This window comes from Janthinobacterium sp. GW821-FHT03C08 (genome assembly GCF_059420905.1).
In genome coordinates this window covers 235428-257770 of the sequence record NZ_JBWKUP010000011.1, presented here as the reverse complement: position 1 = coordinate 257770, position 22343 = coordinate 235428, and the positions used below count along the sequence as shown (strand labels likewise).

Here is a 22343-nt window from a genome sequence, read left to right as displayed (position 1 = left end):
TTATTTTTTCAGGCACGTGCCCATGTACGTGCGATCAGTCGAAAACTCGACCGCCATGCTCGACGACACCGGCATGAACATCGAGTAATCTGCCGGCACGTCGGCCGGGTCCTTGAACACGGCGATGCCATCGAAATCGACGGCTTGCGCGCCCAGGCCCAGCTTGTTGACGGTGATGGTTTCCGCATGCGTCTTGCCAGTCGTGTTATTCGTCAGGGTGGCGGTGCTGCCGGCAACCTCGATCTTCGCGCTGATGCCCGGCGCCGCGCAGGCGTAGCTACCGGCGATTTCGGTGCCGATCTTTTGCTGTTTGGCGGCGACGATGGTACCGACGCGCAGCACGTTTTCCTGGTTGCGGCCATAGCGGTCGATGAACAGCGCCAGCCCCCGGTCGCCGGCATGCACGTGGACAATGCCGAATTCCTGCTGGCCCTGGCGGGCGATGATCAGGCCACGCGCCGCGTCACGGACGAAGGTCAGGCTGGCGTTTTCCGCTTCCAGTTGCGGAGAAACCGCAGAGCACACGCCTTGCGCATTGAACACACCGCCATTGCACAATTGCGCGCTACCATCGGCCGCCACCTTGAGACTGCCCTTCGGATTGAAGCGGTCGCCACCATTCGAGGCATTGCGCATGGCGCCCAGGAAGATATAGTTGCCGGCCAGCTTGGCCACGTCGGTGGCGGCATAGCCACTGCCGCTGACGTTGGAATTCATGCTGCCCAGCTTCACCGTACCTGTCAGCAGGCGCGTGCGCGCATCGACGGTAACGCTGAAATCCGTTGCCGTGTAAGTGGTGAGATGGCCGGTGGTGGACGCGGTAAACGTACCGCTGCGGTCGCTCAAGCCGAATTGCGTCGACAGGACACGGATGGCGTAGGTCTTCTTTGCGCTGTCGAACGTGATGCGCCAGGTGTCGCCGATATCGGCGGCCACGTCATACACCGTCTCGTCCGCATTGGCGCCAGCGATCACGGTCAGGCCAGCCTGTGCCGCGACCGCTTGCGAGGCGACCATCACGCTGTCGGCGGGGACGACAGGAGGCGTCACCACGACGGGCGGCGTGACCGGTGCTTCCGGCGTGCCGCCATCGCTGCCGCCACCGCATGCGGAAAGGGCCGCACCTAACAAAACGATTGAAATTGCATTCTTCATCAGTAACCTTCCAGGAATCCGCGACAAATTGCGAGCAAGAGACATCGCAACGACAGCGCTCATGCTAGGTCCGGCCGGAAGTTATTGCTATAGGACATATGTTCTATGGACTTTCTACGGCAACATCTCGGTCAGCACGGCCAGCGCCGCCGCCAGCGCCGTCTTGTTTCCCACGTCGAGCTTGGCATACACGCTGTGCAGCTGATTCCTGACCGTGGCCGGCGATACGCCATGCCGCCGGGCAATGTCCTTGTAACTGAGGCCACTGGCCGCAAGCCGCGCCACCGCTGCTTCGCCCCCGGTCAGCGGCCGCCCCGCCGGGCGTTGCGCCAGCTGGATATGCAAGTAGCCGCCAGACTCCGCCACCTGCGCTACCAAGGTTTTACCCACATAGCGCCCCGGGCCGGGGCGCCGCAGTTCTTCAACCAGGTCTGCTGGCAACATGGGCGGTTCCCACTCAGGCCATTCCCGCTGCAGCATGTCGGCGGCAATCGGCTCCACATATTGCAGACAGCCATTCAGGCTGGCCAGCAGGCGCACACTGCCGGGTGGCTCCACGTCCGGTGCCCGAAACAAACGGCTGTTGATCGCCTGCGCCTGGGTCAGGTGCGGCAACAGCAGGTTACCCAACTCGGTCTCGGCAGCGGAATACGCGCGTTCCGGCCCTGCCCGCCACAAGGCAACCAAGTCCAGGTTGGCGTGGTGAGTGGCCGGTGAAATTAGTACCATGCTGTGGGCAATCGCATATTTCCTGCAATAGGCGTGCAAGTCGAGGTATCTCCTGTCGATATCGACCGACTCCATCGTCACGCAGCGGCCGCGCGAACGGCAGGCCTCGGCCAGGATGGCATCGGGGCTGACGAGCGCCTTGCGGTCGGCCAGTTTCTCGATCGGTTGCTGATACATATGCAGGCTGTGCAGCGAAATCGCCATATCAGGGGAAAAAGAGGCGGCGATGATGGCGGCGGAATCGAAGGGCAGCGCCTGCCTCAGCATATCGAGCGCCTGCCCCTGGAACTCGCCCGACGTGCATTCCTGGGCCGTGCCGTACAGATTCAGGATCAGGTGATTCAATTCTCTCATGGTGCAATGAGTCCGCTTTCATCCAGGAATGGCGGCATTGTGCTGCGCGGCAAAAGCCATGTCAACATTGCAACCACGGCAAACCGGAGGGCACGGGCGGCACGTCTGCGCCATTTATGTAACAATTCATCGCACTGTCGGCTCCGTTTCTCTTCCCCAGGCTCGCATCCATGACCAGTTCCCCCATAAAAAGCTACCTTCCCTGGGTGGTCGCCACCGCCCTGTTCATGGAGCAACTCGACTCCACCATCGTCAACACCGCCATTCCCGCCATGGCCGCCAGCCTGAATGTGACGCCGCTGAGCTTGAAGGCGGTCGTCACCAGCTATATTTTGAGCCTGGCCGTGTGCATTCCCATCAGCGGCTGGATGGCCGACCGTTTCGGCACGCGGCGCGTATTTTCCGCCGCCGTTGCCATCTTCACCATCGCCTCCATCCTGTGCGGCCTGTCCGTCAATTCGCCGATGCTGGTCGCAGCGCGCCTGCTGCAGGGAGTGGGCGCGGCCATGATGATGCCCGTGGGCAGGCTGACCATCATCCGCACCTTTCCCAAGTCACAATTGCTGGCGGCCATGAATTTCGTCATCATCCCGGCCCTGATCGGCCCGCTGCTGGGCCCCACCGTGGGCGGGCTGATCGTGCACTGGCTGTCGTGGCGCGAGATTTTCTTCGTCAACGTGCCCGTGGGCCTGGTGGCGCTGTACCTGGCGCACCGCTACATGCCCGACTATTACGGTGACAAGCCGCGCCCGCTGGATCTGATCGGCCTGGTGCTGTTCGGCACGGGCATCGCCCTGCTGTCGTGGCTGCTGGAAATCTTTGGCGAACACAAGATCGATCCCACCTCGGCCGCCGTGCTGCTGTTCATCTCCATCAGCCTGCTGGCCGCGTATGCCTGGCATTCGAGCGAAGTGCTGCACCCGCTGCTGCGCCTGACCCTGTTCAAGATCCGCACCTTCCGCGTCTCGGTCGTGGGCGGCTTCGTCACGCGCCTGGGTGTGGGCGGCCTGCCCTTCCTGCTGCCGCTGCTGTACCAGCTGGGCCTGGGCTTGCCCGCCTGGCAGTCGGGCTTGCTGATGATGCCGTCGGCGGCCGCTGCCATGGGCATGAAATTCATTTCCGCGCGCGTGCTGGCCCGCTTCGGCTACCGCCAGGTGCTGATCGTCAACACGGTCTTGATCGGCGTCACCATCGCCATGTTTTCGCAAGTGAGCGCGGGCACGCCCCTGTACGTGATCGTCTTCATCAGCCTGTGCATGGGCTTTTTCAACTCGCTGCAGTTTTCCAGCATGAACACGATTGCCTATGCCGACGTCGACAAGAGCGACTCCAGCATGGCCAGCACCATCGCCAGTTCCATGCAGCAACTATCGATGAGCTTTGGCCTGGCCTTCGGTTCGCTGATCACGGGCTGGTATCTGGGCGACATGCCGCAGTCCGACCGTGCCATGCTCAGCACGGCACTGCACCATGCTTTCCTGACCCTGGCGGCACTGACGATCCTGTCCTCGCTGACCTTCTGGACCTTGCGCCGCGACGATGGCGAAAGCATCAGCAAGGGCAACGATAGCGATGCAGATGACGCGGACGACGTCAAGGCCCAGGCCGTTGTACAGACGGAAGTGCAAACGACGAAAGGCTGAGCCAGATCAAGCCTGCCCCTGCCGCGGCTGGCGCTTTCACCTGGCCCTGCTACCGTGACGGCAGGAGGCGCACATGGCGGCCGAGCGGCGGTTTGCATGGAAGGGAACGGACCGGCATGGCAAGGCGGTCGATGGCATCGTGCGCGCCGCCGATGCGGCCGCTGCCGGCCTGGCCCTGCGGCGCCAGGGCATCCTGGCAAGCAAGATCAAGGCCGCCCGCGCCGGGCCGGGCAAGGCCATCACGCACAAGGATATCGCCCTGTTCACGCGCCAGCTGTCGACCATGATGGCGGCCGGCGTGCCGCTGCTGCACGCCTTCGATATCGCCGGCAAGGGCCACGCCAAGCCCGCCATCACGCAGCTGATGCGCGACCTGCGCCACGACATCGAAGCGGGCAGCAGCCTGCAACAGGCATTCCGCCAGTTCCCCCTGCTGTTCGACGAGCTGTATTGCAACCTGCTGGCGGCCGGCGAACAGGCAGGCATCGTGCAGGAATTGCTGGCGCGCCTGGCCACGCACCAGGAAAAAGCCATCGCCCTGCGGCGGCAGGTGCGCGGCGCGCTGATGTATCCGCTGGTCATCGTGCTCGTCGCCATCGTCGTCACGGCCATCATCCTGAGCGTGGTCGTGCCCGCCTTCCGCCAGGTCTTCGACAGCTTCGGCGCGCCCTTGCCGCTGCCGACGCTGGTCGTCATGCGCGTATCCGCCTTCTTTGTCCGCTACTGGCTGGCCTTGCTGGCGGTGCTGGTGCTGGCCTGCGTGCTGCTGCGCGTGGCCTGGCGCCGCTCTCCCGCCCTGCGCCGCCACGCGCAAATGCAGACGCTGCGTCTGCCCCTGTTCGGCCCGCTCCTGCGCAAGGCGGCGATCGCCCGCTGGACACGCACCCTGGCCGCCATGTTTGCCGCCGGCGTGCCGCTGCTCGACTCGCTCGGCCTGGTGGGCGCCGCCGCCGGCCACGCGCTATACCGGGAAGCGACAATCCAGATCGACCGCGAGATCCGCGCCGGCGGCAGCCTGGCCCTGGCCATGGAGCACAGCGGCGTGTTTCCCCCGCTGCTGACCCAGCTGACCCTGATCGGCGAGGAATCGGGGGCGCTCGACGCCATGCTGTCGCGCGCGGCCGACATCGTCGAAGCGGAAATCGAAGCGACCGTCGCCGTGCTCGCCTCGCTGCTGGAACCGGCGCTGATGGTGGTGCTGGGCGTGCTGGTCGGCTCGCTCGTCATTGCCCTGTATTTGCCGATTTTTAAGCTCGGCGCCGTCATTTGACAGATCGCCCCATGCAAAACGGCCCCATGTGGTGGCGGATGTTTTACACTGCGGCAGTGCCAGGCAATGTTTGCGCGGCAACAACTTTCACCTCAGACAAATCACCATGCTGCAAGATACCCTGTTGTTCGCCGCGCCAGGCAATCTGCCTGTCGCCCTCGTCGCCGCCCTGTTCGGCCTGATCGTCGGCAGCTTCCTGAATGTGGTGATCCACCGCATGCCGAAGATGATGCAGCGCGACTCCGACAATTACGTGGCGGAAGAAAGCGGCCAGCCGCTGCCGCACACGGACCGCTACAACCTGATGCTGCCACACTCGAACTGCACCGCCTGCGGCCACCGCATCACGGCCATGGAAAACATTCCCGTCGTCAGCTACCTGTTGCTGCGCGGCAAATGCAGCGCCTGCCAGGCGCCCATCTCGGTGCGCTATCCGCTGGTGGAACTGCTGACGGGCGCGCTGTCTGCCGTCCTGATCTGGCATTTCGGCAGCGGCTGGACGGGCCTGGCCACGCTCGTGTTTGCCTACCTGCTGATCGCCATGACCTTCATCGATGCCGATACGCAAATGCTGCCCGATGACCTCACCTTTCCCCTGCTGTGGGCGGGCCTGCTCGTCAATATCAACGGCACCTTCGTGCCCCTGCAGGACGCCGTCATCGGCGCTGCCGCCGGCTATCTTGCACTGTGGAGCGTCTACTGGGCCTTCAAGCTGGCGACAGGCAAGGAGGGAATGGGCTATGGTGACTTCAAACTGCTGGCGGCACTCGGTGCGTGGCTGGGCTGGACCATGTTGCCGACAATCATATTGTTGTCGTCGCTGGTGGGCGCCGTGGTCGGCATCGGCCTGATCGTTTTCGCCAGGCGCGGGCGCGACAAGCCGATCCCGTTCGGCCCCTATCTGGCGGCGGCTGGCCTGATCGCGCTGCTGTACCGCACGCCCCTGTCGCAGCTCACGCTGGGCCTGGCCGGCTGACCGGCCACACTGGATAAATACATGCACATACAAAACGCCCCCTATTTCAGCGTGGGACTCACCGGCGGCATCGGTTGCGGCAAGAGCACGGTGGCCGACATGTTCGCCGCGCTGGGCGCGTCCATCGTCGATACGGACCAGATCGCCCATAGCCTGACGGCGCCGAATGGCGCTGCCATGCCCGCCCTGGTGACGGAATTCGGCCCCGACTGTGCCGATGCGCGTGGCGCCCTCGACCGCAAGAAAATGCGCGAGCTGGTATTTTCCGACCCTGCCGCCAAGGCCAGGCTGGAAGCCATCCTGCATCCGCGCATCCGCCAGGCCACGTTGACGGCCGCCGCCGAAGCGACGGGCAGCTACGTGATCTTTGCCGTGCCCCTGCTGGTCGAGTCGGGCGGCTGGGTGGAGCGGGTCAACCGCGTGCTGGTCATCGATTGCCTGGAAAGCTTGCAGATTGCACGTGTGATGGCGCGCAACGGATTATCGGAAGAACAAGTCAAAGCCATCATGGCCACGCAAGCGACGCGCGCCATGCGCCTGGCGGCGGCGGACGACGTCATCGACAACAATGGCGATTTGGCCGCCCTGGCACCGCAGATTGCCCAGTTGCACGATTTATATCTGGCATTTACAAAAAGAATGGCCGGAATCGGGTCGCAACGTTTGTAATTTGTCGACGCTTGGTTCAAAATCACGGGATTGTTTGCAGGTCCTTACTTAAGGGAATTATTTTGATTGTCTACGAATACCCTTTCAACGAACGCATACGTACCTTGTTGCGGCTGGAAGACCTGTACGACAAATTCAAGTTCTTCATCCAGCAAGAGCATGCAATGCAACACCATGTCGCCTTGGCAACAATTTTCGACATGCTTGAAGTGGCCGGCCGCGCCGATTTGAAATCGGACCTGCTGCAGGAACTCGAACGCCAGCGCCAGAGCCTGCTGGGCTACCGCAGCAATCCGAACGTGGAACCGGAAACCCTGGACGCCATCTTGGGCGAACTCGACAGCGTCAGTGGCGCCCTCGTGGCGGCGCAAGGCAAGACGGGCCAGAATATCCGTGACAATGAATGGCTGATGAGCATCCGCGGCCGCACCATCATCCCGGGCGGCGCCTGCGAATTCGATTTGCCGTCATATTTCGCCTGGCAAAAACGCAGCTCGGAACAGCGCCTGGCCGATATCCAGGCCTGGTTTGCCCCGCTGGCCCCCCTGTTCGATGCGCTGGCCCTCGTGCTGCGCCTGCTGCGCGATTCCGGCGGCCCCGTCAAACTGATCGCCAGCGGCGGCAGCTACCAGCAAATGCTGCAGGGCAAGGTGTACCAGATGTTGCGCCTGAGCCTGGATGAAAGCAGCGGTGCCATCCCGGAAATTTCCGCCAATAAATACATGCTGTGGGTACGTTTTACCACCCAGGGCGGCGATTTGAAACCCAAGCCGCTGGAAGAAGATGTACCATTCGAGCTCACGCTCTGTAATTTTTAACTGTAATTGCCATGACTGTAGTCAACTGCCCTACCTGCGCCGCCAAAGTCGAATGGACTGAAGCCAACAAATACCGCCCCTTCTGCTCGGAGCGCTGCAAGCAGATCGACCTGGGTGCCTGGGCGGAAGAGAAATACACGATCCCCGCCGCCGACCATTTCGAAGATCCGCTGGCAGACGAAGACAACAAGCCCCAATAAGCCTCAGCGAAACGGATTTTCCAGGCACAGCCCCTGCGCCACGAAACTGTCGAGCCTGCCACTGACCACCGTCAAGCCATAGGCGATGCCCATCGCCGCGATCTGCCTGTCCACACCCTGTACGGCGCCACGACCCTGCAAACGGGCACAGACGAGCGCGCAATCGAGGTCGAAGTCAAGCAGCCGCGCCGCATAATCGGCCAGCAGCGCTTCCAGCCAGCCTTCCAGGGCCAACGCTTCCAGGGATGCTTCGCGCCGCCAGCTGCACTGTATGCCTGCGCGCAATTGCCCGATCACCTGTACCGGTAAGTAGCGCGCCTCGGGCGCCACCCGCTCGAAGAAAGCGGCAATGCCCGCCGGTGCACCTGTCCCTTTGCGTGCCGCAACGATCACATCCGTATCGACCAGATAGGCGCCCATGGCGGCTCAGGAGCGGCGCTCGAAGTCCCCATCGGCTCCCACGTCGGGCATGCCGCGCAAAATATCGTCGAGCGGCCGCTTCGGCAACGGCCGCAAGGCGCTGCGCAGGATGTCGCGGTGCTCTTCCTCGATGCTGCGCCCATGGGCGCGGGCACGCTTGTGCAGCGCCGCGAGCAGCAGTTCATCGGTATCGGTGAAGGTCAGGGTCAGCGGCATGCGAACTCCCCAGTGCGTCATGAGAGCACTGTAGCGCAAAATACCGGCGTTACAAGGGAAGGACAGCACAGGTTTGCGCCAGCGCAGCGCACGGGCTGCATGCTGGCACAAATCGGACTCAGGCGGCCAGGGATTCCCGGCGCACCTCATCGAGCCATTCCAGCAAGGGAATGGTGGCGGGCAGCAAGGGTTCCACGCCCACCGTGCCTTGCCAGGCGAACGCCTGCCCTTCCAGGCTTTGCGGCTCGCCGCGCCAGTCGCGGCTGATGTAGAAATGCAGGCGCACATGGGCGTGCGGATATACATATTCGACGCCGCACCAGGCCTCGGCGCTGTCGATGTATAAACCCAGCTCCTCGACAAACTCGCGTTTCAAGGCGTCGAGGATGGCTTCACCCGGCTCGACTTTGCCACCAGGAAACTCCCAATAGCCGTCATACGGCTTGCCGGCCGGGCGCTGGCCCAGCAGCACGTCACCATTCGGCTTCATCAGGATGCCGACGGCCACGTCAACCGGCTGGATTTTTTCATTCAATGTCATCTCGCTCATTGCGGCAGCTTTCCCGCAGGTAGTTTCCCAGCATAGTCGCGCGCGAATTGCCACGCCACCCGGCCCGAGCGCGAACCGCGCTGCAAGGCCCAGCGCAGGGCGTCGCCGCGCGCTTGCGCGACCTGTTCCGGCGTGCAACCGAACGAGGCCAGCCAATGCGCGGCAATATCAAGGTAGTCATCCTGCTTGAACGGGTAGAACGACAGCCACAGGCCGAAGCGCTCGGACAGCGAGATTTTCTCTTCCACCGTCTCACCCGGATGCAGATCGCCATCGTCGTCCGTCTTGTAGCTGCTGTTGTCCGACATGCGTTCCGGCATCAGATGACGGCGGTTCGAGGTGGCGTAGATGAGCACATTGTCCGATTGCGCGGCAATGCTGCCGTCTAGCGCCACCTTCAGCGCCTTGTAGCCGCTTTCGCCCTCTTCGAACGACAGGTCGTCGCAAAAAATGATGAAGCGCTCGGCGCGGGCCGCCACCAGGTCGACGATGTCGGGCAAGTCGGCCAGGTCGGCCTTGTCCACTTCGATCAGGCGCAAGCCCTGGTCGGCGAACTGGTTCAGGCACGCCTTGATCAGCGAGGACTTGCCCGTGCCCCGTGCACCCGTCAGCAGCACGTTGTTGGCCGGACGGCCGCTGACGAACTGGCGCGTATTCTGCTCGATCTGCGATTTTTGCGTGCCGATGTTGTGCAAGTCATCGAGGGCGATGGTCGACACGTGGGCCACGGCCTGCAGATACGGCACGGCGCCAGGGCGCCGGCGCCAGCGGAAGGCAAAGCTGTTCCAGTCCGGCGCGGGCGCGGCCTGCGGCAGGATCGCTTCCACCCGCGCCAGCAACGCCTCGGCACGGATAAGGAATTGATCGAGGCCGGTCATGAGCGGTAATCGGCGTTGATCGACACGTAGTCATGCGACAGGTCGCACGTCCACAGGGTGGCCGTCGCATCGCCGCGCGCCAGTTTCACGCGAATCGTGATTTCGCTTTGCTGCATCACGCGCTGGCCATCCTGCTCCTGGTAGTCGGGATTGCGGCCGCCATTCTTGGCCACCCACACGTCGTCCAGGTACAGGTTCAATTGGCCCACGTCCAGGTCGTCCACGCCCGCATAGCCGATGGCGGCCAGGATGCGGCCCAGGTTCGGGTCGGAGGCGAAGAACGCCGTTTTCACCAGCGGCGAATGGGCGATGGAATAGGCGATCTTGCGGCACTCTTCCACGTTGCGGCCGTCTTCCACGGTCACGGTCATGAACTTGGTGGCGCCTTCGCCGTCGCGCACGATGGCTTGCGCCAGGAAGGTCGACAGTTCGGTCACGGCAGCGGCCAGTTCAGCGTAGTGCGGCGAATCGATGGAATCGATGACCAGGCTGCCGGCGCCCGTGGCCACCAGCATGAACGAGTCATTGGTGGACGTGTCGCCATCGATGGTGATGCAATTGAACGACTTGTCGGCCGCCTGTTTCACCAGCTGGTCCAGCACGGGCTGGGCCACGGTGGCGTCAAAGGCCAGGAAACCCAGCATGGTGGCCATGTTCGGCTTGATCATGCCGGCGCCTTTGCTGATGCCCGTCAGGGTCACCGTGTGGCCACCGATGGTGACCGTGCGCGAACCGGCTTTCGGCTGCGTATCGGTGGTCATGATGGCTTCGGCGGCCGAGAACCAGTTGTCCGACGTCAGCGCGGCGACGGCTTGCGGCAAACCGGCGACCAGGCGCTGCACCGGCAGCGGTTCCAGGATCACGCCCGTGGAAAACGGCAGGATTTGCTGCGGCGTGCAGCCCAGCAGTTCGGCCAGCGCGGCGCAGCTGGCCTGCGCGTCGGCCAGGCCCGATTCGCCCGTGCCCGCATTCGCGTTGCCCGTGTTAACCAGCAGCGCGCGGATCGGCGCGGCGCCGGCCGTCACGGCCGCCAGGTTGGCTTTCGAGATTTGCACGGGTGCGGCGCAGAAGCGGTTCAGGGTGAACACGCCGGCCACGGTGGCCGTCGGCGCCAGTTTCAATACCAGCAAATCCTTGCGATTGGGTTTCTTGATGCCGGCTTCGGCAACACCGATTTCAATGCCGGCGACGACTTTCAAGTCGGCGGCGACGGGCTTGGGAGAATTGACGGCCATAGGAGTTCTTCTGCGAGGGAAAATGGAAGCGCTATTGTAGCGCCTTCGCGCCGCAGGTGAACATGCGGCAAGTGAATAGTCGCGGCGGTCGCGGCAGCGTCGCAGCGGACTGGCAGCATGGCCAGGCTTGCGATTTATCAGAACCATGCCACCAGGCGACGCTAAGATGGAGGAACCGATGATCGCGGGTCTGGCGCAAGCGCCCTGGGAGACGTCATGGTGCACGGCAAATCATATCGAAGCCTGGGGAAGGGAACGGTGTGTTCATATCCGCTGTACTTGCTTTGCCTGCTTGGCCTGTCAGCCGGGCTGACGGCATGCACGGCGCCGCGCGGCCCCGCCGACAACACCGACCGCGCCACCCTGCCTGCGCCCGCGGAACAGGAGACTGCGCCGCCGGTCGTCCACGCGCCGCCAGCCCAGGATGCCCCGCGTCCTGACGCGCAAGCTCCTGCGCCTCCGGCAGTCCCAGTCCCGCCGCCCGGCGACACGGCCCGGCCACCCGAAAGCAGCCGCTGGAGCAGTTCATGGCCTGGCCTGGGCGGGCTGCTCGGCAACCTCGGCAAGCTTGGCGGCGCAGCCATCGGTGCAGGCCACGCCAAGGCCAAGGCCGCCCCACCCGCCAAGGCCCATGGAGATAGCGGCGCCACGCAAGTCACCGTGTACTACGCCACCGACAGGCAATACCAGCCGGAGCGCAACAACTATGGCTGGCAGCCCAACCGCGCAGCGCCCTATCTTACCTACGGCAGCGTGCAGGTGAGCATCCCTGACAAAAGGGCGCCGGGCGAGCTGCCGCTGCCGCCCTGGTATGCCATCCTGGCCGGCGACGATGCGCAAAAATATGTGCTGATCCAGGGAGTTACGCGCCTGTCGCGGGCGGAATTTCTCGCCACCGTCCAGGCCAGGATACGGGCAGCCCCGGAACGGCACGCCGCCTTCATCTACATCCATGGCTACAGCAACTCCTTCGACGATGCGGCCCGGCGCACGGCGCAGATGGCGGTCGACCTCGATATCGGCGCCCTGCCCGTCTTCTACAGCTGGCCGTCGAAAGGCACCTTCGCCGGCTATGAATTCGACGAAAATTCCGCCGAATGGACCCAGGCGCACCTGCAGGCCTTCCTCGCCGACTTCGCCGAGCACTCCTCCGCCACCGATATCTACATCATCGCCCACAGCATGGGCAACCGCCCCATGACCGTGGCCCTGGCCAACCTGCTGGAAAAACGCCCCGACCTGCTGCCACTGTTCAAGCAGGTCGTGCTGGCCGCGCCCGACATCAATGCCGACGTCTTCCGCGACCAGATCGCCCCCCGCTTCGCCAGCCTCAAGCTCCCCGCCACCCTGTACGCGTCCGCGAACGACAAGGCCATGCGCGCTTCCTACAGCTTTGCCGACTGGGACAGGATAGGCGACATCCGCGGCCCCGTCGTCGGCATCCCCGGCATGGAACTGGTCGATGCCTCCGCCGTCATCATGAACTTCATGGGCCATGATTACTTCGCCAGCAACCGCGTCCTGCTGACCGACATCGCTACCATGATCAAAACGGGGCAGCGGGCCAGGAACCGCGGCGGCCTGAAAGGCATTCCCTCGCAGGCGCCGCAGTACTGGGCGTTTCCCTGAGCAGGCGGCCACGCGCGGCTGGCAAAAAAAAACGGAGACCGCAGTCTCCGTTTTTTTCAAGCCGGTACCACCGGCTTAGGCCAGCTTGCCGTGGCAAGCCTTGTACTTCTTGCCGCTGCCGCAAGGGCATGGATCGTTGCGGCCCACTTTGACGCCCATGCTCACGCTCATGTCGTCGACGTTATCCATGTTACCGCCAGGCGCAGGCGCCAGCAGTTCTTCCGGCGCCGCGTTCGGGTCGAATTCGGCGTGCTGGTAGTGCACGTTTTCCACGTGCGACTGCTGCATCGCCTGTTCGGCCGCATCGACTTCTTCGCGCGACTGGATACGCACCGTCATCACGTGCTTCGTGACGTCGTTCTTGATCATGTCGAGCATCTGGCCAAACAGTTCGAACGCTTCGCGCTTGTATTCCTGTTTCGGGTTCTTCTGCGCATAGCCGCGCAAGTGGATACCCTGGCGCAGGTGGTCGAGCGCTGCCAAATGTTCGCGCCAGTGGCTGTCCACGCTTTGCAGCATGACATTGCGCTCGAAGCCGCCAAACGATTCCTTGCCGACGATGTCGATCTTCGACTGGTACACGGCGTCGGCCGCGGCCAGCACTTTTTCCAGGATTTCTTCGTCCGTCAGGGTCGGATCGGCTTCCAGCATTTCATGCAGCGGCAAATCGATCAGCCATTCGCTGGACAAGGTCTTTTCCAGGCCCTTGATATCCCACTGCTCTTCCACCGATTCCTGCGGCACGTACTGGTGCACCAGGTCGGTGAACACGCCGTGGCGCAGGGACGCGATCATTTCCGAAATGTCGGTCGTTTCCAGCAGCTCGTTACGCTGCTGGTAGATGACCTTGCGCTGGTCGTTGGCGACGTCATCGTATTCCAGCAATTGCTTGCGGATGTCGAAGTTGCGCGCTTCCACCTTGCGCTGGGCCGACTCGATCGAACGCGAGACGATGCCTGCCTCGATCGGTTCGCCTTCCGGCATTTTCAGGCGGTCCATCACGGCGCGCACGCGGTCGCCCGCGAAGATGCGCAGCAGCGCGTCGTCGAGCGACAGGTAGAAGCGCGACGAGCCAGGATCGCCCTGGCGGCCGGCACGGCCACGCAGCTGATTGTCGACGCGGCGCGATTCGTGGCGCTCGGTGCCGATGATATGCAAGCCGCCCGCATTGACCACGTGGTCATGCAGCGACTGCCATTCATCGCGCAGCTTCTGCGACTGGGCTGCCTTGTCGGCGTCGCTCAGTTCAGGATTGGCTTCGATGAACTTGATCTGGTTTTCCACGTTGCCGCCCAACACGATGTCGGTACCGCGACCGGCCATGTTGGTGGCAATGGTGATGGCTTTCGGACGGCCTGCCTGGGCGATGATTTCCGCTTCGCGCGCATGCTGCTTCGCATTCAGCACGTTGTGCGGCAGACCGGCCTTGGTCAGGATGCCCGACAGCAATTCCGAGTTCTCGATCGAGGTCGTGCCCACCAGCACGGGCTGGCCGCGCTCGTAGCAGTCACGGATGTCGTTCAACATCGCGTTGTACTTTTCCGCCGACGATTTGTAGACCTGATCCTGGCGGTCCTTGCGCTGCAGCGGACGGTTTTGCGGAATCACGACCGTTTCCAGGCCATAGATTTCCTGGAATTCGTAGGCTTCCGTATCGGCCGTACCCGTCATGCCGGCCAGCTTGGCGTACATGCGGAAGTAGTTCTGGAAGGTGATCGAGGCCAGAGTCTGGTTCTCGTTCTGGATTTTGACGCCTTCCTTCGCTTCGACAGCCTGGTGCAGGCCGTCGGACCAGCGGCGGCCCGTCATCAGGCGGCCCGTGAATTCATCGACGATCACCACTTCATTGTTCTGCACCACATAGTGCTGATCCTTGAAGTACAGGGCATGCGCGCGCAGGGCCGCATACAGGTGGTGCACGAGGGTGATGTTGGCCGAATCGTACAGCGAGGCGCCTTCCGGCAGCAGGCCCATTTCCATCAGGATGCGCTCGGCCTTTTCGTGGCCCGCTTCCGTCAGCAGCACCTGGTGCGCTTTTTCATCCTTGGTGTAGTCGCCCGGCACTTCCACTTTACCCTTGCCATCCGGCGTTTCTTCGCCGATCTGCAGGGTCAGCAGACTTGGGACTGCATTGATCTTGTGATACAGGTCGGTGTGGTTCTCGGCCTGGCCCGAAATGATCAGCGGCGTACGCGCTTCATCGATCAGGATCGAGTCGACTTCGTCGACGATGCCGAAGTTCAGGCTGCGCTGCACGCGCTCGCGCGCTTCGTAGACCATGTTGTCACGCAGGAAGTCGAAACCGAATTCATTGTTCGTGCCATACGTGATGTCCGAGGCGTACGCCTGCTGCTTGGCGCTGTGCTCCATCTGCGACATGTTCACGCCCGTCGACAGGCCCAGCCACGCATACAGGCGGCCCATGGTCTCGGCATCGCGCTGCGCCAGGTAATCATTGACGGTGACGATATGCACGCCCTTGCCCGACAAGGCATTCAGGTAGGCCGGCAAGGTTGCCATCAGGGTCTTACCCTCGCCCGTGCCCATCTCCGCGATCTTGCCATAGTGCAAGACCATGCCGCCGATCATCTGCACGTCGAAGTGGCGCATGCGCAGGACGCGCTTGCTGGCCTCGCGGCAGACGGCGAACGCCTCCGGCAACAGGGCATCGAGCGATTCGCCAGCGGCGATGCGTTCCTTGAAGGCAGGCGTCTTCGCTTGCAGCTCGGCATCCGACAGCTTTTCGATGACCGGCTCGAGCGCATTGATCTCGCGTACCGTTTTTTGGTATTGCTTGAGCAGCCGCTGGTTGCGGCTACCGAAAATCTGGGTCAGTAATGACATGCTTGAATTCTTGAAAAAACGCCGTTAAAAAAAGCTCGGTAGGGAACAACGAGGTAGGTATCGTGTCACCGCACGGAGTTCGACTATGGCAAAAGACGATGATTTTATCATGCGTTCCCGACATGGTTGGGGTAATGCGCCATATAACAATAGCTTAATGACAAACAAATGGCAGAAATTGCGGACATTTTCCATGCTGTAAGGCAAGACCCACAGCCGGCCGGGGTTTCCGCGGCCGCCCCGCTCGTCAGGCGCGGGCCACTTGTGATATGTTTCGCCCATGCGAACTCCCACTTACTCTCCGGCGCCGCGCCGCGGCTACGGCTTTGCCCGTTCAGGCCCTGCCGTCACGGGCGCGACAGACTTTCTGCGCGGCAATGCGACGATGGCATCCCTGATGCCCACCGTCCAGCGCCTGGCCGCCCTGCAAAAAGACTGCGCCAAGGCCCTGCCGGTGATGTTCGAGCACTGCGATATCCTGCAGTTCGAAGGCGGCCAGCTGGTGCTGGCGACGCCAAACGCGGCGCTGGCGGCCAAGCTCAAGCAGCAATTGCCGAAACTGCAAGGGGAGCTGGAAAGAAAGGGCTGGCAGATTTCCGCCATCAAGCTGAAAGTGCAAGTGATCAAGAGCATCGCGCCCATCGTGCATACGCGGGCGCTGGTCTTGCCGGAAAAAGCCATGTCCGCCCTGGAAGAACTGAGCGCGGCCCTGCCCGCGTCGAAGCAGAATGAACAGTTGATCGCGGCGCTGCGCAACATGCTGCGCCACCACCGCGAACCTCAAGATTAAGAGTGCCCGGCAACATTTGACACCTCGGAAAACCATAGCGAGCGGCAGGGAGAGGTGGCTAAGCAGCGCAACCGTACGATGTACGGAGGCGCCGAGCCGGTGAGCATCGCAGGCCGCCTATACCGACGCGCACGAGGTTTAATGTGGTGGCGTTCAGATCAGGTAAGCGACCATTCGCGCTGCATTTGCCGTAAATACGACTGCGGCGCTTCCTCGTTCGTGGCGAACGAGACGATTTCATACGCATCGGGCTGCTCCAGCAGCGCCAGCAGCAGCTGGTTGTTCAGCGCGTGGCCCGACTTGTGCGCCGTGTAGTAGGCCAGCAAGGGGTGTCCCACCAGGTACAGGTCGCCGATGGCGTCGAGAATCTTGTGGCGCACGAACTCGTCTTCATAACGCAGGCCGTCCGCGTTGAGGATGCGGTACTCGTCCATGACGATGGCGTTTTCCAGTGAACCGCCACGCGCCAGGCCCATGCCGCGCAAGCTTTCCACGTCCTGCATGAAGCCAAAGGTGCGCGCGCGCGCCACGTCATGCACATAGGACACGTCACCGAAGTCCACGGAGGCGCGTTGCATCGTGCCATCGACGGCCGGATGATTAAATTCGATGAAGAAATCGAGCTTGAAGCCGTCGTACGGCGACAATCGCGCCCATTTCTCCGCATCGCCCTTGCCGTGGCGTACTTCCACGGGCTTGACGACCTTGATGAATTTCTTCGCCGCTTCCTGCTCTTCCACCCCCGCCTGCTGCAACAGATAGACGAAGGACGAGGCGGAACCGTCCATGATGGGAATTTCTTCCGCATTCACATCGATAAACATATTATCGATGCCCATGCCGGCCGCGGCCGACATCAAGTGTTCCACCGTGGACACCCGCGCGCCATCCTTGATCAGCACGGAAGCCATGCGCGTATCGCCCACGGCCATGGCGCTGGCGGGAAACTCCACGATGGGATCGAGGTCGATGCGGCGAAACACGATGCCCGTGTCGATCGCGGCGGGCCGCAGGGTCAGCTGGACCTTGGTGCCAGAGTGCAAGCCGACACCGATGGTGCGGACCAATTGTTTGATAGTGCGTTGTTTTAACATCTGTCGATTATATCCATTTGGCGTCTTTTCGTTGCGGCGCGGCATGGGCCGCGCCAGAAAAACCACAATGCGCCGTCAGGGATGCTCGCTTTCCGCATGCACGGCTTCGCGGCGCACCAGATAAATGCCGCTGCCGATGATGATGGCCGCGCCGATCAGCGTGTAGTGGTCGGGCAAGGCGCGCCACAGCAGCCAGTCCAGGGCCATGCCCCACGCCAGGGCCGAATATTCGAATGGCGCCACGCTCGATGCCTTGCCATGGCGAAACGCCTCCGTGATCGCCAGCTGGCCCAGGAAGCCGCTGACGGACAGGCCTGCCAACAGCCACCAGTCGTCGCGGCGGATGCTCACCCACTCATGCGCCGACAGGGCCACGCCGCCGAGGGCCATCATCACCATCAGCCAGAAGACCATGCTTTCGCTGGCATCCGTGCGGCTGAGGATGCGGCCCGTGACGGCCGAAATGGCGTAGCAGGCGGCCGAACCCAGCACGGCCAGGCCGGCCAGCGAGAAGAAGCCGGTACCGTCCGGACGCAGCGCCACCAGCACGCCCAGCAGGCCAACGGCAATGGCGCACCAGCGGGCGAAGTCAACCTTCTCCTTCAAGATAAAGACGGACAGGACCGTGATCAGCAAGGGGGCGACGAAGAACAGCGCATACGTCTCGGCCAGCGACATGCGCTTCAAGCCATAGGCGAACAGGGTAATCATCAGCACGCCCAGGGCGCCGCGCAGCAGGTGCAGCGGCCAGCGCACCTGCATCACATTGTTAAAAGCGCCGCGGTACAGCAGGTACAGGCAGACGAGCGGCAAGGACGACAGGGCGCGCAGGGCCGTCACCTGCATGGGCGGATAATGGGCGGACAGCAGCTTCATGGCCGTGTCCATCAGGGAAAACATGGCGACGGCGACCAGCATCACGTAGATGCTGCGCAGGTTGGGATTGCGGGGTAACAGGACAGCCTCCTGGCGACAGAGCGGGGCCGTCATCATGGCGACGGCCGGAGCCAGGACAGCATGGCGGGAGCCAGGCGGTCGCCCCGATTATAACAAGCGCTGCCATTTTACATTTTCAAAGGGGCAACTATACGGGCAGCAGCATCACCAGTTTCAAGTCGTGCTGGCGCGCAAGGTGCAAGGTCACCTGATGAAATGCCAGCAAGCCTTGCTGCGGATGCTGGAAGCGGCGCAATCCCCCGTCGCGGCCTTGCACCTGCTGCGCCTCCCACCACTGGCGAAATGGCGCGCTGGCGCCGGCCAGGTCGGCGATCAGGCCGGCCAGCGGCGCCTGGTCCGCATGGCGGCCGATATCGGCGCGGAACTCCGCCACCAGCCGCTGCGCCCGTTCGGGCCAGCCGACGACCAGCTCACGCGCGCCAGGTTCGAGGAACATGAAACGCAGCTGGTTCGGCCCAGTGGCATCGGCATACAGCCAGCCCGCGAACAGGCTGGCGGCGGCGGCATTCCACGCGACCGCATTCCACGCGCGATCCAGGATGTAGGCGGGTGACGCGATGGCGGCGACGATGGCGGCCAGCTCGGCGGCGGCGGGACCATCGCCCTCGCCTGCCCCGTGGCTCGGGTCATGCTTGTCGGCCACCTCGAACAGGTAGGCGCGCTCGGCCGCGCTCAGCTGCAGCACCTGCGCCAGGCGCGCCAGCATCTTGGCCGACGCGGACACAGGCCGCCCCTGCTCCAGCCACGTCAGCCAGGTGGGGCTGACGTCGCACAGCTGCGCCAGCTCCTCGCGCCGCAAGCCGGGCGTGCGCCGCCGTCCGCCGCCGGGCAAACCGGCCATGGCGGGCGTGACGGCTTCGCGCCGGGCGCGGATGAATTCAGCGAGTTTGGTGGACATGAGCGGCCTGCATGGTAGTCGATATACCAGTATAAGTTATGGTCTTGTTACAGGATAATTTTATCCTTATTCTGCAGGTACTCACCCATCAACAGGAGAACACCATGCAGCAGCACGATGTCGTTACCGAACAGTTTGGCAAGACGGCCAATGCCTACCTGAGCAGCGCGGTCCACGCGCAGGGAGCCGACCTGGTGCTGATGCAGGAATGCGCGCGCCGCCATGGCAAGCCGGTGGTGCTGGACCTGGGCTGCGGCGCCGGCCACGCCAGCTTTGCCGTCGCCCCCGTGGCGCAATCGGTCATCGCCTACGACCTGGCGCAGCCCATGCTCGACGTGGTGGAATGCGCCAGGGTGCAGCGCGGCTTGCACAACATCAGCACGCAGCAGGGCGACGTGGCCCGGCTGCCGTTTGCCGACGCCAGCTTCGACATGGTCGTCACGCGCTTTTCCGCACACCACTGGAACGACGTGGCGGGCGCGCTGGCCGAAGCGTGGCGCGTGCTGCGCCCGAACGGCACCTTGCTGGTGATCGACATCGTGGCGCCGAAAACGGCCCTGTACGACAGCACCTTGCAGGCAGTGGAAATGCTGCGCGACGCCTCGCACGTGCGCGACTACCGCAGCTGCGAATGGGGCGCCAAGTTCGACAACGCGGGCTTCACGCACAGCTTGCGCAGCGTGTGGAAACTGACGATGCAGTTCGACGAGTGGGTGGCGCGCATGCGCACCCCAAGCGAGCGCGTGGCGGCCATCCGCAATCTGTTCGACGGCGCGCCCGAGGAAGCGCGGCGCTATTTCGCGTTGCAGGACGATTATTCGTTCAGCATCGACGCGGCCATGTTCGAGGCAATAAAACCGCAGGTGCAATAAAAAAACGGCGCCGATGGCGCCGTTTTTACGTCAAAAAAGGATACGTCCCTGAAAAATGTTCAGGACAAGGCGCATTGCCGCAGGCAGTACGAGTAGTATGCCAAGGCAGTGCAACGCCGCCATGGACTTTTTCTCAGGGACTTAAGCCAGTTGGCCCAGCAAGGTTTCCGCGTTCGACACTTCGAACTTGCCGCCTTGCTCGATGTTCAATTGCGTCACGACGCCATTGTCGACCAGCATCGAGTAGCGCTGCGAACGCGTGCCCATGCCGTGCTTGGAGAAATCGGCGTCCAGGCCCAGGGCCTTGCTGTAGGCGGCGTTGCCGTCAGCCATCATGCGCACGACGCCGGTGGCTTTCTGGTCGCGGCCCCAGGCGCCCATCACGAACGCGTCGTTGACGGAGATGCACCAGATTTCATCGACGCCCTTGGCCTTCAGGTCGGCGGCGTGCTTGACGTAGCCTGGCACGTGCTGTGCGGAGCAGGTCGGGGTGTAGGCGCCTGGCAGGCCGAAGATGGCGATCTTCTTGCCCTTGACCAGGTCTTGCACGTTGAACGTGTTCGGGCCCAGTGTGCAGCCTTCGGTTTCGCTTTCGATGAATTCAGCCAGGGTGCCTTCTGGCAGGGTGTCGCCGATCTTGATGGTCATGTTGACTCCTTGTGTACTGTCGGTTGAAGACGCTGCCCGCCGCATGGAGCGGACAGCGCCCGTGATCTGGTTCTGCCGGCATGATGCCGACACTGCGCGATAGTATGCCTGACTTGCCGCATTTGTGCAGAAAGTGGCCGGAAAGGCAAAGCCAAAAATCAAAAAACGGCAAAAAAAACGGCGGCCCTCAGGCCGCCGTCATCGTTACTGACATCAGATCACCTTAATCTGCTTGCTTACGCAGGAACGCTGGAATGTCGTAGGTCTCCATGCCATTCTTTTCCATCGCGCGCACCTGCTCGGAAGCCGATTCGCGGCGCCATACGGCCGGCGCCTTCATGCCGTCGAAACCGGCTGCCGGCGTGGCCACGCCCACCGTCGTCGTCGCCGCCTGTGCGCCGCCCATCGCTGCCGACGGGGTCAGCGGACCGTTGTGGGTGCCGGTGCGCAGCACTTGCTGCGGTACCAACTGGATGTTTTTCTTCGCGCGTCCCAGGCCCGTCGCCACCACGGTGACGCGGATATCGTCGCCCATGGCGTCGTCGTAGGCGATGCCTTGGGCGATCGACGCGTCCGGCGCCGCAAACGCGCGCACGGCGGCCATGACTTCCTTGATCTCTTTACCCTTCAAGCCACGGCTGGCCGTGACGTTGACCAGCACGCCGCGCGCGCCGGACAGGTCGATACCGTCCAGCAGCGGCGAAGCGACGGCCTGTTCGGCAGCGATGCGCGCGCGGTCGACGCCGGACGCCGTCGCCGTGCCCATCATGGCCTTGCCCTGCTCGCCCATGATGGTTTTCACGTCGTTGAAGTCGACGTTGATATGGCCTGGCACGTTGATGATCTCGGCGATGCCGGCCACCGCGTTGTTGAGCACATCATCGGCGTGCTGCATCCATTCCAGCATGCTTTCGTCTTCGTAGATCTCTTCCAGCTTTTCATTGAGGATGATGATCAGCGAATCGACGTGCAGCGACAGCTGCTCCAGACCTTCGTCGGCGATATCCATGCACTTCTGGCCTTCGTACGAGAATGGCTTGGAAACCACGGCCACCGTCAGCGCGCCCAGTTCCTTGGCCACTTCGGCCACGATGGGAGCGGCGCCCGTGCCCGTGCCGCCGCCCATGCCGGCGGCGATGAAGACCATGTGCGCGCCGCGCAGCGAGTCAGCGATGCGCGTGCGCGATTCTTCCGCCAATTGACGGCCGACGGCAGGCTTCATCCCGGCGCCCAGACCCGTGTCGCCGATCTGGATGATGTTGTGGGCCTTCGAGGTTGACAGGGCCTGTGCGTCGGTATTGGCGGCAATGAACTCCACGCCCGACATGCCTTTGTTGATCATGTGTTGGACTGCATTGCCACCCGCACCGCCGACGCCGACGACCTTGATGACGGTACCTAAAGCTGTGTTATCGACCATATCGAACTCCATGATGTGCTCCTATCAGAATGCGGTTTCCAAGCGCCAGGCCTCATATTGGTAGGAGAACTGGAGATT

General features: G+C 62.9%; 22 protein-coding genes. 9 read left to right on the top strand and 13 right to left on the bottom strand.

Going from position 1 to position 22343, the window contains the following annotated elements; genetic code table 11:
- Both AC07VL_RS17960 and AC07VL_RS17955 read right to left on the bottom strand, forming a co-directional pair.
- Positions 1–1155: a hypothetical protein gene (locus AC07VL_RS17960; RefSeq protein ID WP_494807031.1), complete on the bottom strand. Its 1155-nt coding sequence runs from the start codon at positions 1153–1155 to the stop codon at positions 1–3.
- Positions 1156–1269: 114 nt separating this feature from the next.
- A complete protein-coding gene (locus AC07VL_RS17955) occupies positions 1270–2229 on the bottom strand; it encodes a helix-turn-helix transcriptional regulator (RefSeq protein WP_494807030.1) in 960 nt (319 codons plus the stop codon).
- A gap of 179 nt (positions 2230–2408) precedes the next feature.
- On the opposite strand from AC07VL_RS17955, the gene AC07VL_RS17950 reads away from it, so the two are divergent.
- The 6 genes from AC07VL_RS17950 to yacG all read left to right on the top strand — a co-directional run bounded on the left by AC07VL_RS17950 (position 2409) and on the right by yacG (position 7814).
- Positions 2409–3881, top strand: a complete 1473-nt coding sequence (locus AC07VL_RS17950) for a DHA2 family efflux MFS transporter permease subunit (RefSeq protein ID WP_494807029.1) — start codon at positions 2409–2411, stop codon at positions 3879–3881.
- A gap of 73 nt (positions 3882–3954) precedes the next feature.
- Positions 3955–5151: a type II secretion system F family protein gene (locus AC07VL_RS17945; protein WP_494807028.1), complete on the top strand. Its 1197-nt coding sequence runs from the start codon at positions 3955–3957 to the stop codon at positions 5149–5151.
- 106 nt (positions 5152–5257) lie between these two features.
- Entirely contained in the window at positions 5258–6127 is an 870-nt protein-coding gene (locus AC07VL_RS17940) for a prepilin peptidase (RefSeq protein ID WP_494807027.1), read from the top strand.
- Positions 6128–6148: 21 nt separating this feature from the next.
- On the top strand, positions 6149–6796 hold the full coding sequence (gene coaE / locus AC07VL_RS17935) for a dephospho-CoA kinase (RefSeq protein ID WP_494807026.1): 648 nt from the start codon (positions 6149–6151) through the stop codon (positions 6794–6796).
- Between the two features lie 62 nt (positions 6797–6858).
- Positions 6859–7614, top strand: coding sequence for a cell division protein ZapD (zapD, locus tag AC07VL_RS17930; RefSeq protein WP_494807025.1), 756 nt, complete (start codon positions 6859–6861; stop codon positions 7612–7614).
- Between the two features lie 11 nt (positions 7615–7625).
- Positions 7626–7814, top strand: a complete 189-nt coding sequence (gene yacG / locus AC07VL_RS17925; RefSeq protein WP_494807024.1) for a DNA gyrase inhibitor YacG — start codon at positions 7626–7628, stop codon at positions 7812–7814.
- A 3-nt stretch (positions 7815–7817) separates the two neighbouring features.
- On the opposite strand, the gene AC07VL_RS17920 is transcribed toward yacG, so the two are convergent.
- From AC07VL_RS17920 to argJ, 5 genes are all read right to left on the bottom strand, one after another.
- Complete coding sequence (locus AC07VL_RS17920; protein WP_494807023.1) at positions 7818–8234, bottom strand: PIN domain-containing protein; 417 nt, start codon at positions 8232–8234, stop codon at positions 7818–7820.
- A 6-nt stretch (positions 8235–8240) separates the two neighbouring features.
- Positions 8241–8450, bottom strand: coding sequence for a FitA-like ribbon-helix-helix domain-containing protein (locus AC07VL_RS17915; protein WP_290601241.1), 210 nt, complete (start codon positions 8448–8450; stop codon positions 8241–8243).
- Positions 8451–8568: 118 nt separating this feature from the next.
- On the bottom strand, positions 8569–8991 hold the full coding sequence (locus AC07VL_RS17910; protein WP_494807022.1) for an NUDIX domain-containing protein: 423 nt from the start codon (positions 8989–8991) through the stop codon (positions 8569–8571).
- A 5-nt stretch (positions 8992–8996) separates the two neighbouring features.
- Positions 8997–9878, bottom strand: coding sequence for an ATP-binding protein (locus AC07VL_RS17905; RefSeq protein WP_494807021.1), 882 nt, complete (start codon positions 9876–9878; stop codon positions 8997–8999).
- Entirely contained in the window at positions 9875–11113 is a 1239-nt protein-coding gene (gene argJ / locus AC07VL_RS17900; RefSeq protein ID WP_494807020.1) for a bifunctional glutamate N-acetyltransferase/amino-acid acetyltransferase ArgJ, read from the bottom strand. The genes AC07VL_RS17905 and argJ overlap by 4 nt, the downstream gene beginning before the upstream one ends.
- 258 nt (positions 11114–11371) lie before the next feature.
- On the opposite strand from argJ, the gene AC07VL_RS17895 reads away from it, so the two are divergent.
- Positions 11372–12742 carry an alpha/beta hydrolase gene (locus AC07VL_RS17895; RefSeq protein ID WP_494807019.1) on the top strand — a complete coding sequence of 457 codons (1371 nt, stop codon included), beginning with the start codon at positions 11372–11374 and terminating at the stop codon, positions 12740–12742.
- A 75-nt stretch (positions 12743–12817) separates the two neighbouring features.
- On the opposite strand, the gene secA is transcribed toward AC07VL_RS17895, so the two are convergent.
- Positions 12818–15586: a preprotein translocase subunit SecA gene (secA, locus tag AC07VL_RS17890; protein WP_494807018.1), complete on the bottom strand. Its 2769-nt coding sequence runs from the start codon at positions 15584–15586 to the stop codon at positions 12818–12820.
- A gap of 280 nt (positions 15587–15866) precedes the next feature.
- Between secA and AC07VL_RS17885 the strand changes: the two genes are divergently transcribed.
- On the top strand, positions 15867–16376 hold the full coding sequence (locus AC07VL_RS17885) for a DciA family protein (protein ID WP_494807017.1): 510 nt from the start codon (positions 15867–15869) through the stop codon (positions 16374–16376).
- Between the two features lie 158 nt (positions 16377–16534).
- On the opposite strand, the gene lpxC is transcribed toward AC07VL_RS17885, so the two are convergent.
- The 3 genes from lpxC to AC07VL_RS17870 all read right to left on the bottom strand — a co-directional run bounded on the left by lpxC (position 16535) and on the right by AC07VL_RS17870 (position 19325).
- Positions 16535–17470, bottom strand: coding sequence for a UDP-3-O-acyl-N-acetylglucosamine deacetylase (gene lpxC, locus AC07VL_RS17880; RefSeq protein ID WP_494807016.1), 936 nt, complete (start codon positions 17468–17470; stop codon positions 16535–16537).
- A gap of 75 nt (positions 17471–17545) precedes the next feature.
- Positions 17546–18388, bottom strand: a complete 843-nt coding sequence (locus AC07VL_RS17875) for a DMT family transporter (protein WP_494807051.1) — start codon at positions 18386–18388, stop codon at positions 17546–17548.
- Between the two features lie 166 nt (positions 18389–18554).
- Positions 18555–19325, bottom strand: a complete 771-nt coding sequence (locus tag AC07VL_RS17870) for a helix-turn-helix transcriptional regulator (RefSeq protein WP_494807015.1) — start codon at positions 19323–19325, stop codon at positions 18555–18557.
- A gap of 104 nt (positions 19326–19429) precedes the next feature.
- Between AC07VL_RS17870 and AC07VL_RS17865 the strand changes: the two genes are divergently transcribed.
- The gene (locus tag AC07VL_RS17865) at positions 19430–20197 is read left to right on the top strand and encodes a class I SAM-dependent methyltransferase (RefSeq protein WP_494807014.1); all 768 of its coding nucleotides are present in this window, start codon (positions 19430–19432) and stop codon (positions 20195–20197) included.
- Between the two features lie 141 nt (positions 20198–20338).
- On the opposite strand, the gene AC07VL_RS17860 is transcribed toward AC07VL_RS17865, so the two are convergent.
- Together AC07VL_RS17860 and ftsZ are read right to left on the bottom strand one after the other, a co-directional pair.
- Positions 20339–20845: a peroxiredoxin gene (locus AC07VL_RS17860; protein WP_494807013.1), complete on the bottom strand. Its 507-nt coding sequence runs from the start codon at positions 20843–20845 to the stop codon at positions 20339–20341.
- Between the two features lie 223 nt (positions 20846–21068).
- Positions 21069–22277, bottom strand: a complete 1209-nt coding sequence (gene ftsZ, locus AC07VL_RS17855) for a cell division protein FtsZ (protein ID WP_290601223.1) — start codon at positions 22275–22277, stop codon at positions 21069–21071.
- Between the last annotated feature and the right edge of the window lie 66 nt (positions 22278–22343).

Bases quoted from the DNA above. Each gene is read 5' to 3' on its own strand.
- AC07VL_RS17960 (WP_494807031.1), bottom strand. From the start codon at position 1,155: ATGAAGAATGCAATTTCAATCGTTTTGTTAGGTGCGGCCCTTTCCGCA.
- AC07VL_RS17950 (WP_494807029.1), top strand. From the start codon at position 2,409: ATGACCAGTTCCCCCATAAAAAGCTACCTTCCCTGGGTGGTCGCCACC.
- AC07VL_RS17945 (WP_494807028.1), top strand. From the start codon at position 3,955: ATGGCGGCCGAGCGGCGGTTTGCATGGAAGGGAACGGACCGGCATGGC.
- AC07VL_RS17940 (WP_494807027.1), top strand. From the start codon at position 5,258: ATGCTGCAAGATACCCTGTTGTTCGCCGCGCCAGGCAATCTGCCTGTC.
- coaE (WP_494807026.1), top strand. From the start codon at position 6,149: ATGCACATACAAAACGCCCCCTATTTCAGCGTGGGACTCACCGGCGGC.
- yacG (WP_494807024.1), top strand. From the start codon at position 7,626: ATGACTGTAGTCAACTGCCCTACCTGCGCCGCCAAAGTCGAATGGACT.
- AC07VL_RS17920 (WP_494807023.1), bottom strand. From the start codon at position 8,234: ATGGGCGCCTATCTGGTCGATACGGATGTGATCGTTGCGGCACGCAAA.
- AC07VL_RS17915 (WP_290601241.1), bottom strand. From the start codon at position 8,450: ATGCCGCTGACCCTGACCTTCACCGATACCGATGAACTGCTGCTCGCG.
- AC07VL_RS17910 (WP_494807022.1), bottom strand. From the start codon at position 8,991: ATGACATTGAATGAAAAAATCCAGCCGGTTGACGTGGCCGTCGGCATC.
- AC07VL_RS17905 (WP_494807021.1), bottom strand. From the start codon at position 9,878: ATGACCGGCCTCGATCAATTCCTTATCCGTGCCGAGGCGTTGCTGGCG.
- argJ (WP_494807020.1), bottom strand. From the start codon at position 11,113: ATGGCCGTCAATTCTCCCAAGCCCGTCGCCGCCGACTTGAAAGTCGTC.
- secA (WP_494807018.1), bottom strand. From the start codon at position 15,586: ATGTCATTACTGACCCAGATTTTCGGTAGCCGCAACCAGCGGCTGCTC.
- AC07VL_RS17885 (WP_494807017.1), top strand. From the start codon at position 15,867: ATGCGAACTCCCACTTACTCTCCGGCGCCGCGCCGCGGCTACGGCTTT.
- lpxC (WP_494807016.1), bottom strand. From the start codon at position 17,470: ATGTTAAAACAACGCACTATCAAACAATTGGTCCGCACCATCGGTGTC.
- AC07VL_RS17875 (WP_494807051.1), bottom strand. From the start codon at position 18,388: ATGCTGGTCGCCGTCGCCATGTTTTCCCTGATGGACACGGCCATGAAG.
- AC07VL_RS17870 (WP_494807015.1), bottom strand. From the start codon at position 19,325: ATGTCCACCAAACTCGCTGAATTCATCCGCGCCCGGCGCGAAGCCGTC.
- AC07VL_RS17865 (WP_494807014.1), top strand. From the start codon at position 19,430: ATGCAGCAGCACGATGTCGTTACCGAACAGTTTGGCAAGACGGCCAAT.
- AC07VL_RS17860 (WP_494807013.1), bottom strand. From the start codon at position 20,845: ATGACCATCAAGATCGGCGACACCCTGCCAGAAGGCACCCTGGCTGAA.
- ftsZ (WP_290601223.1), bottom strand. From the start codon at position 22,277: ATGGAGTTCGATATGGTCGATAACACAGCTTTAGGTACCGTCATCAAG.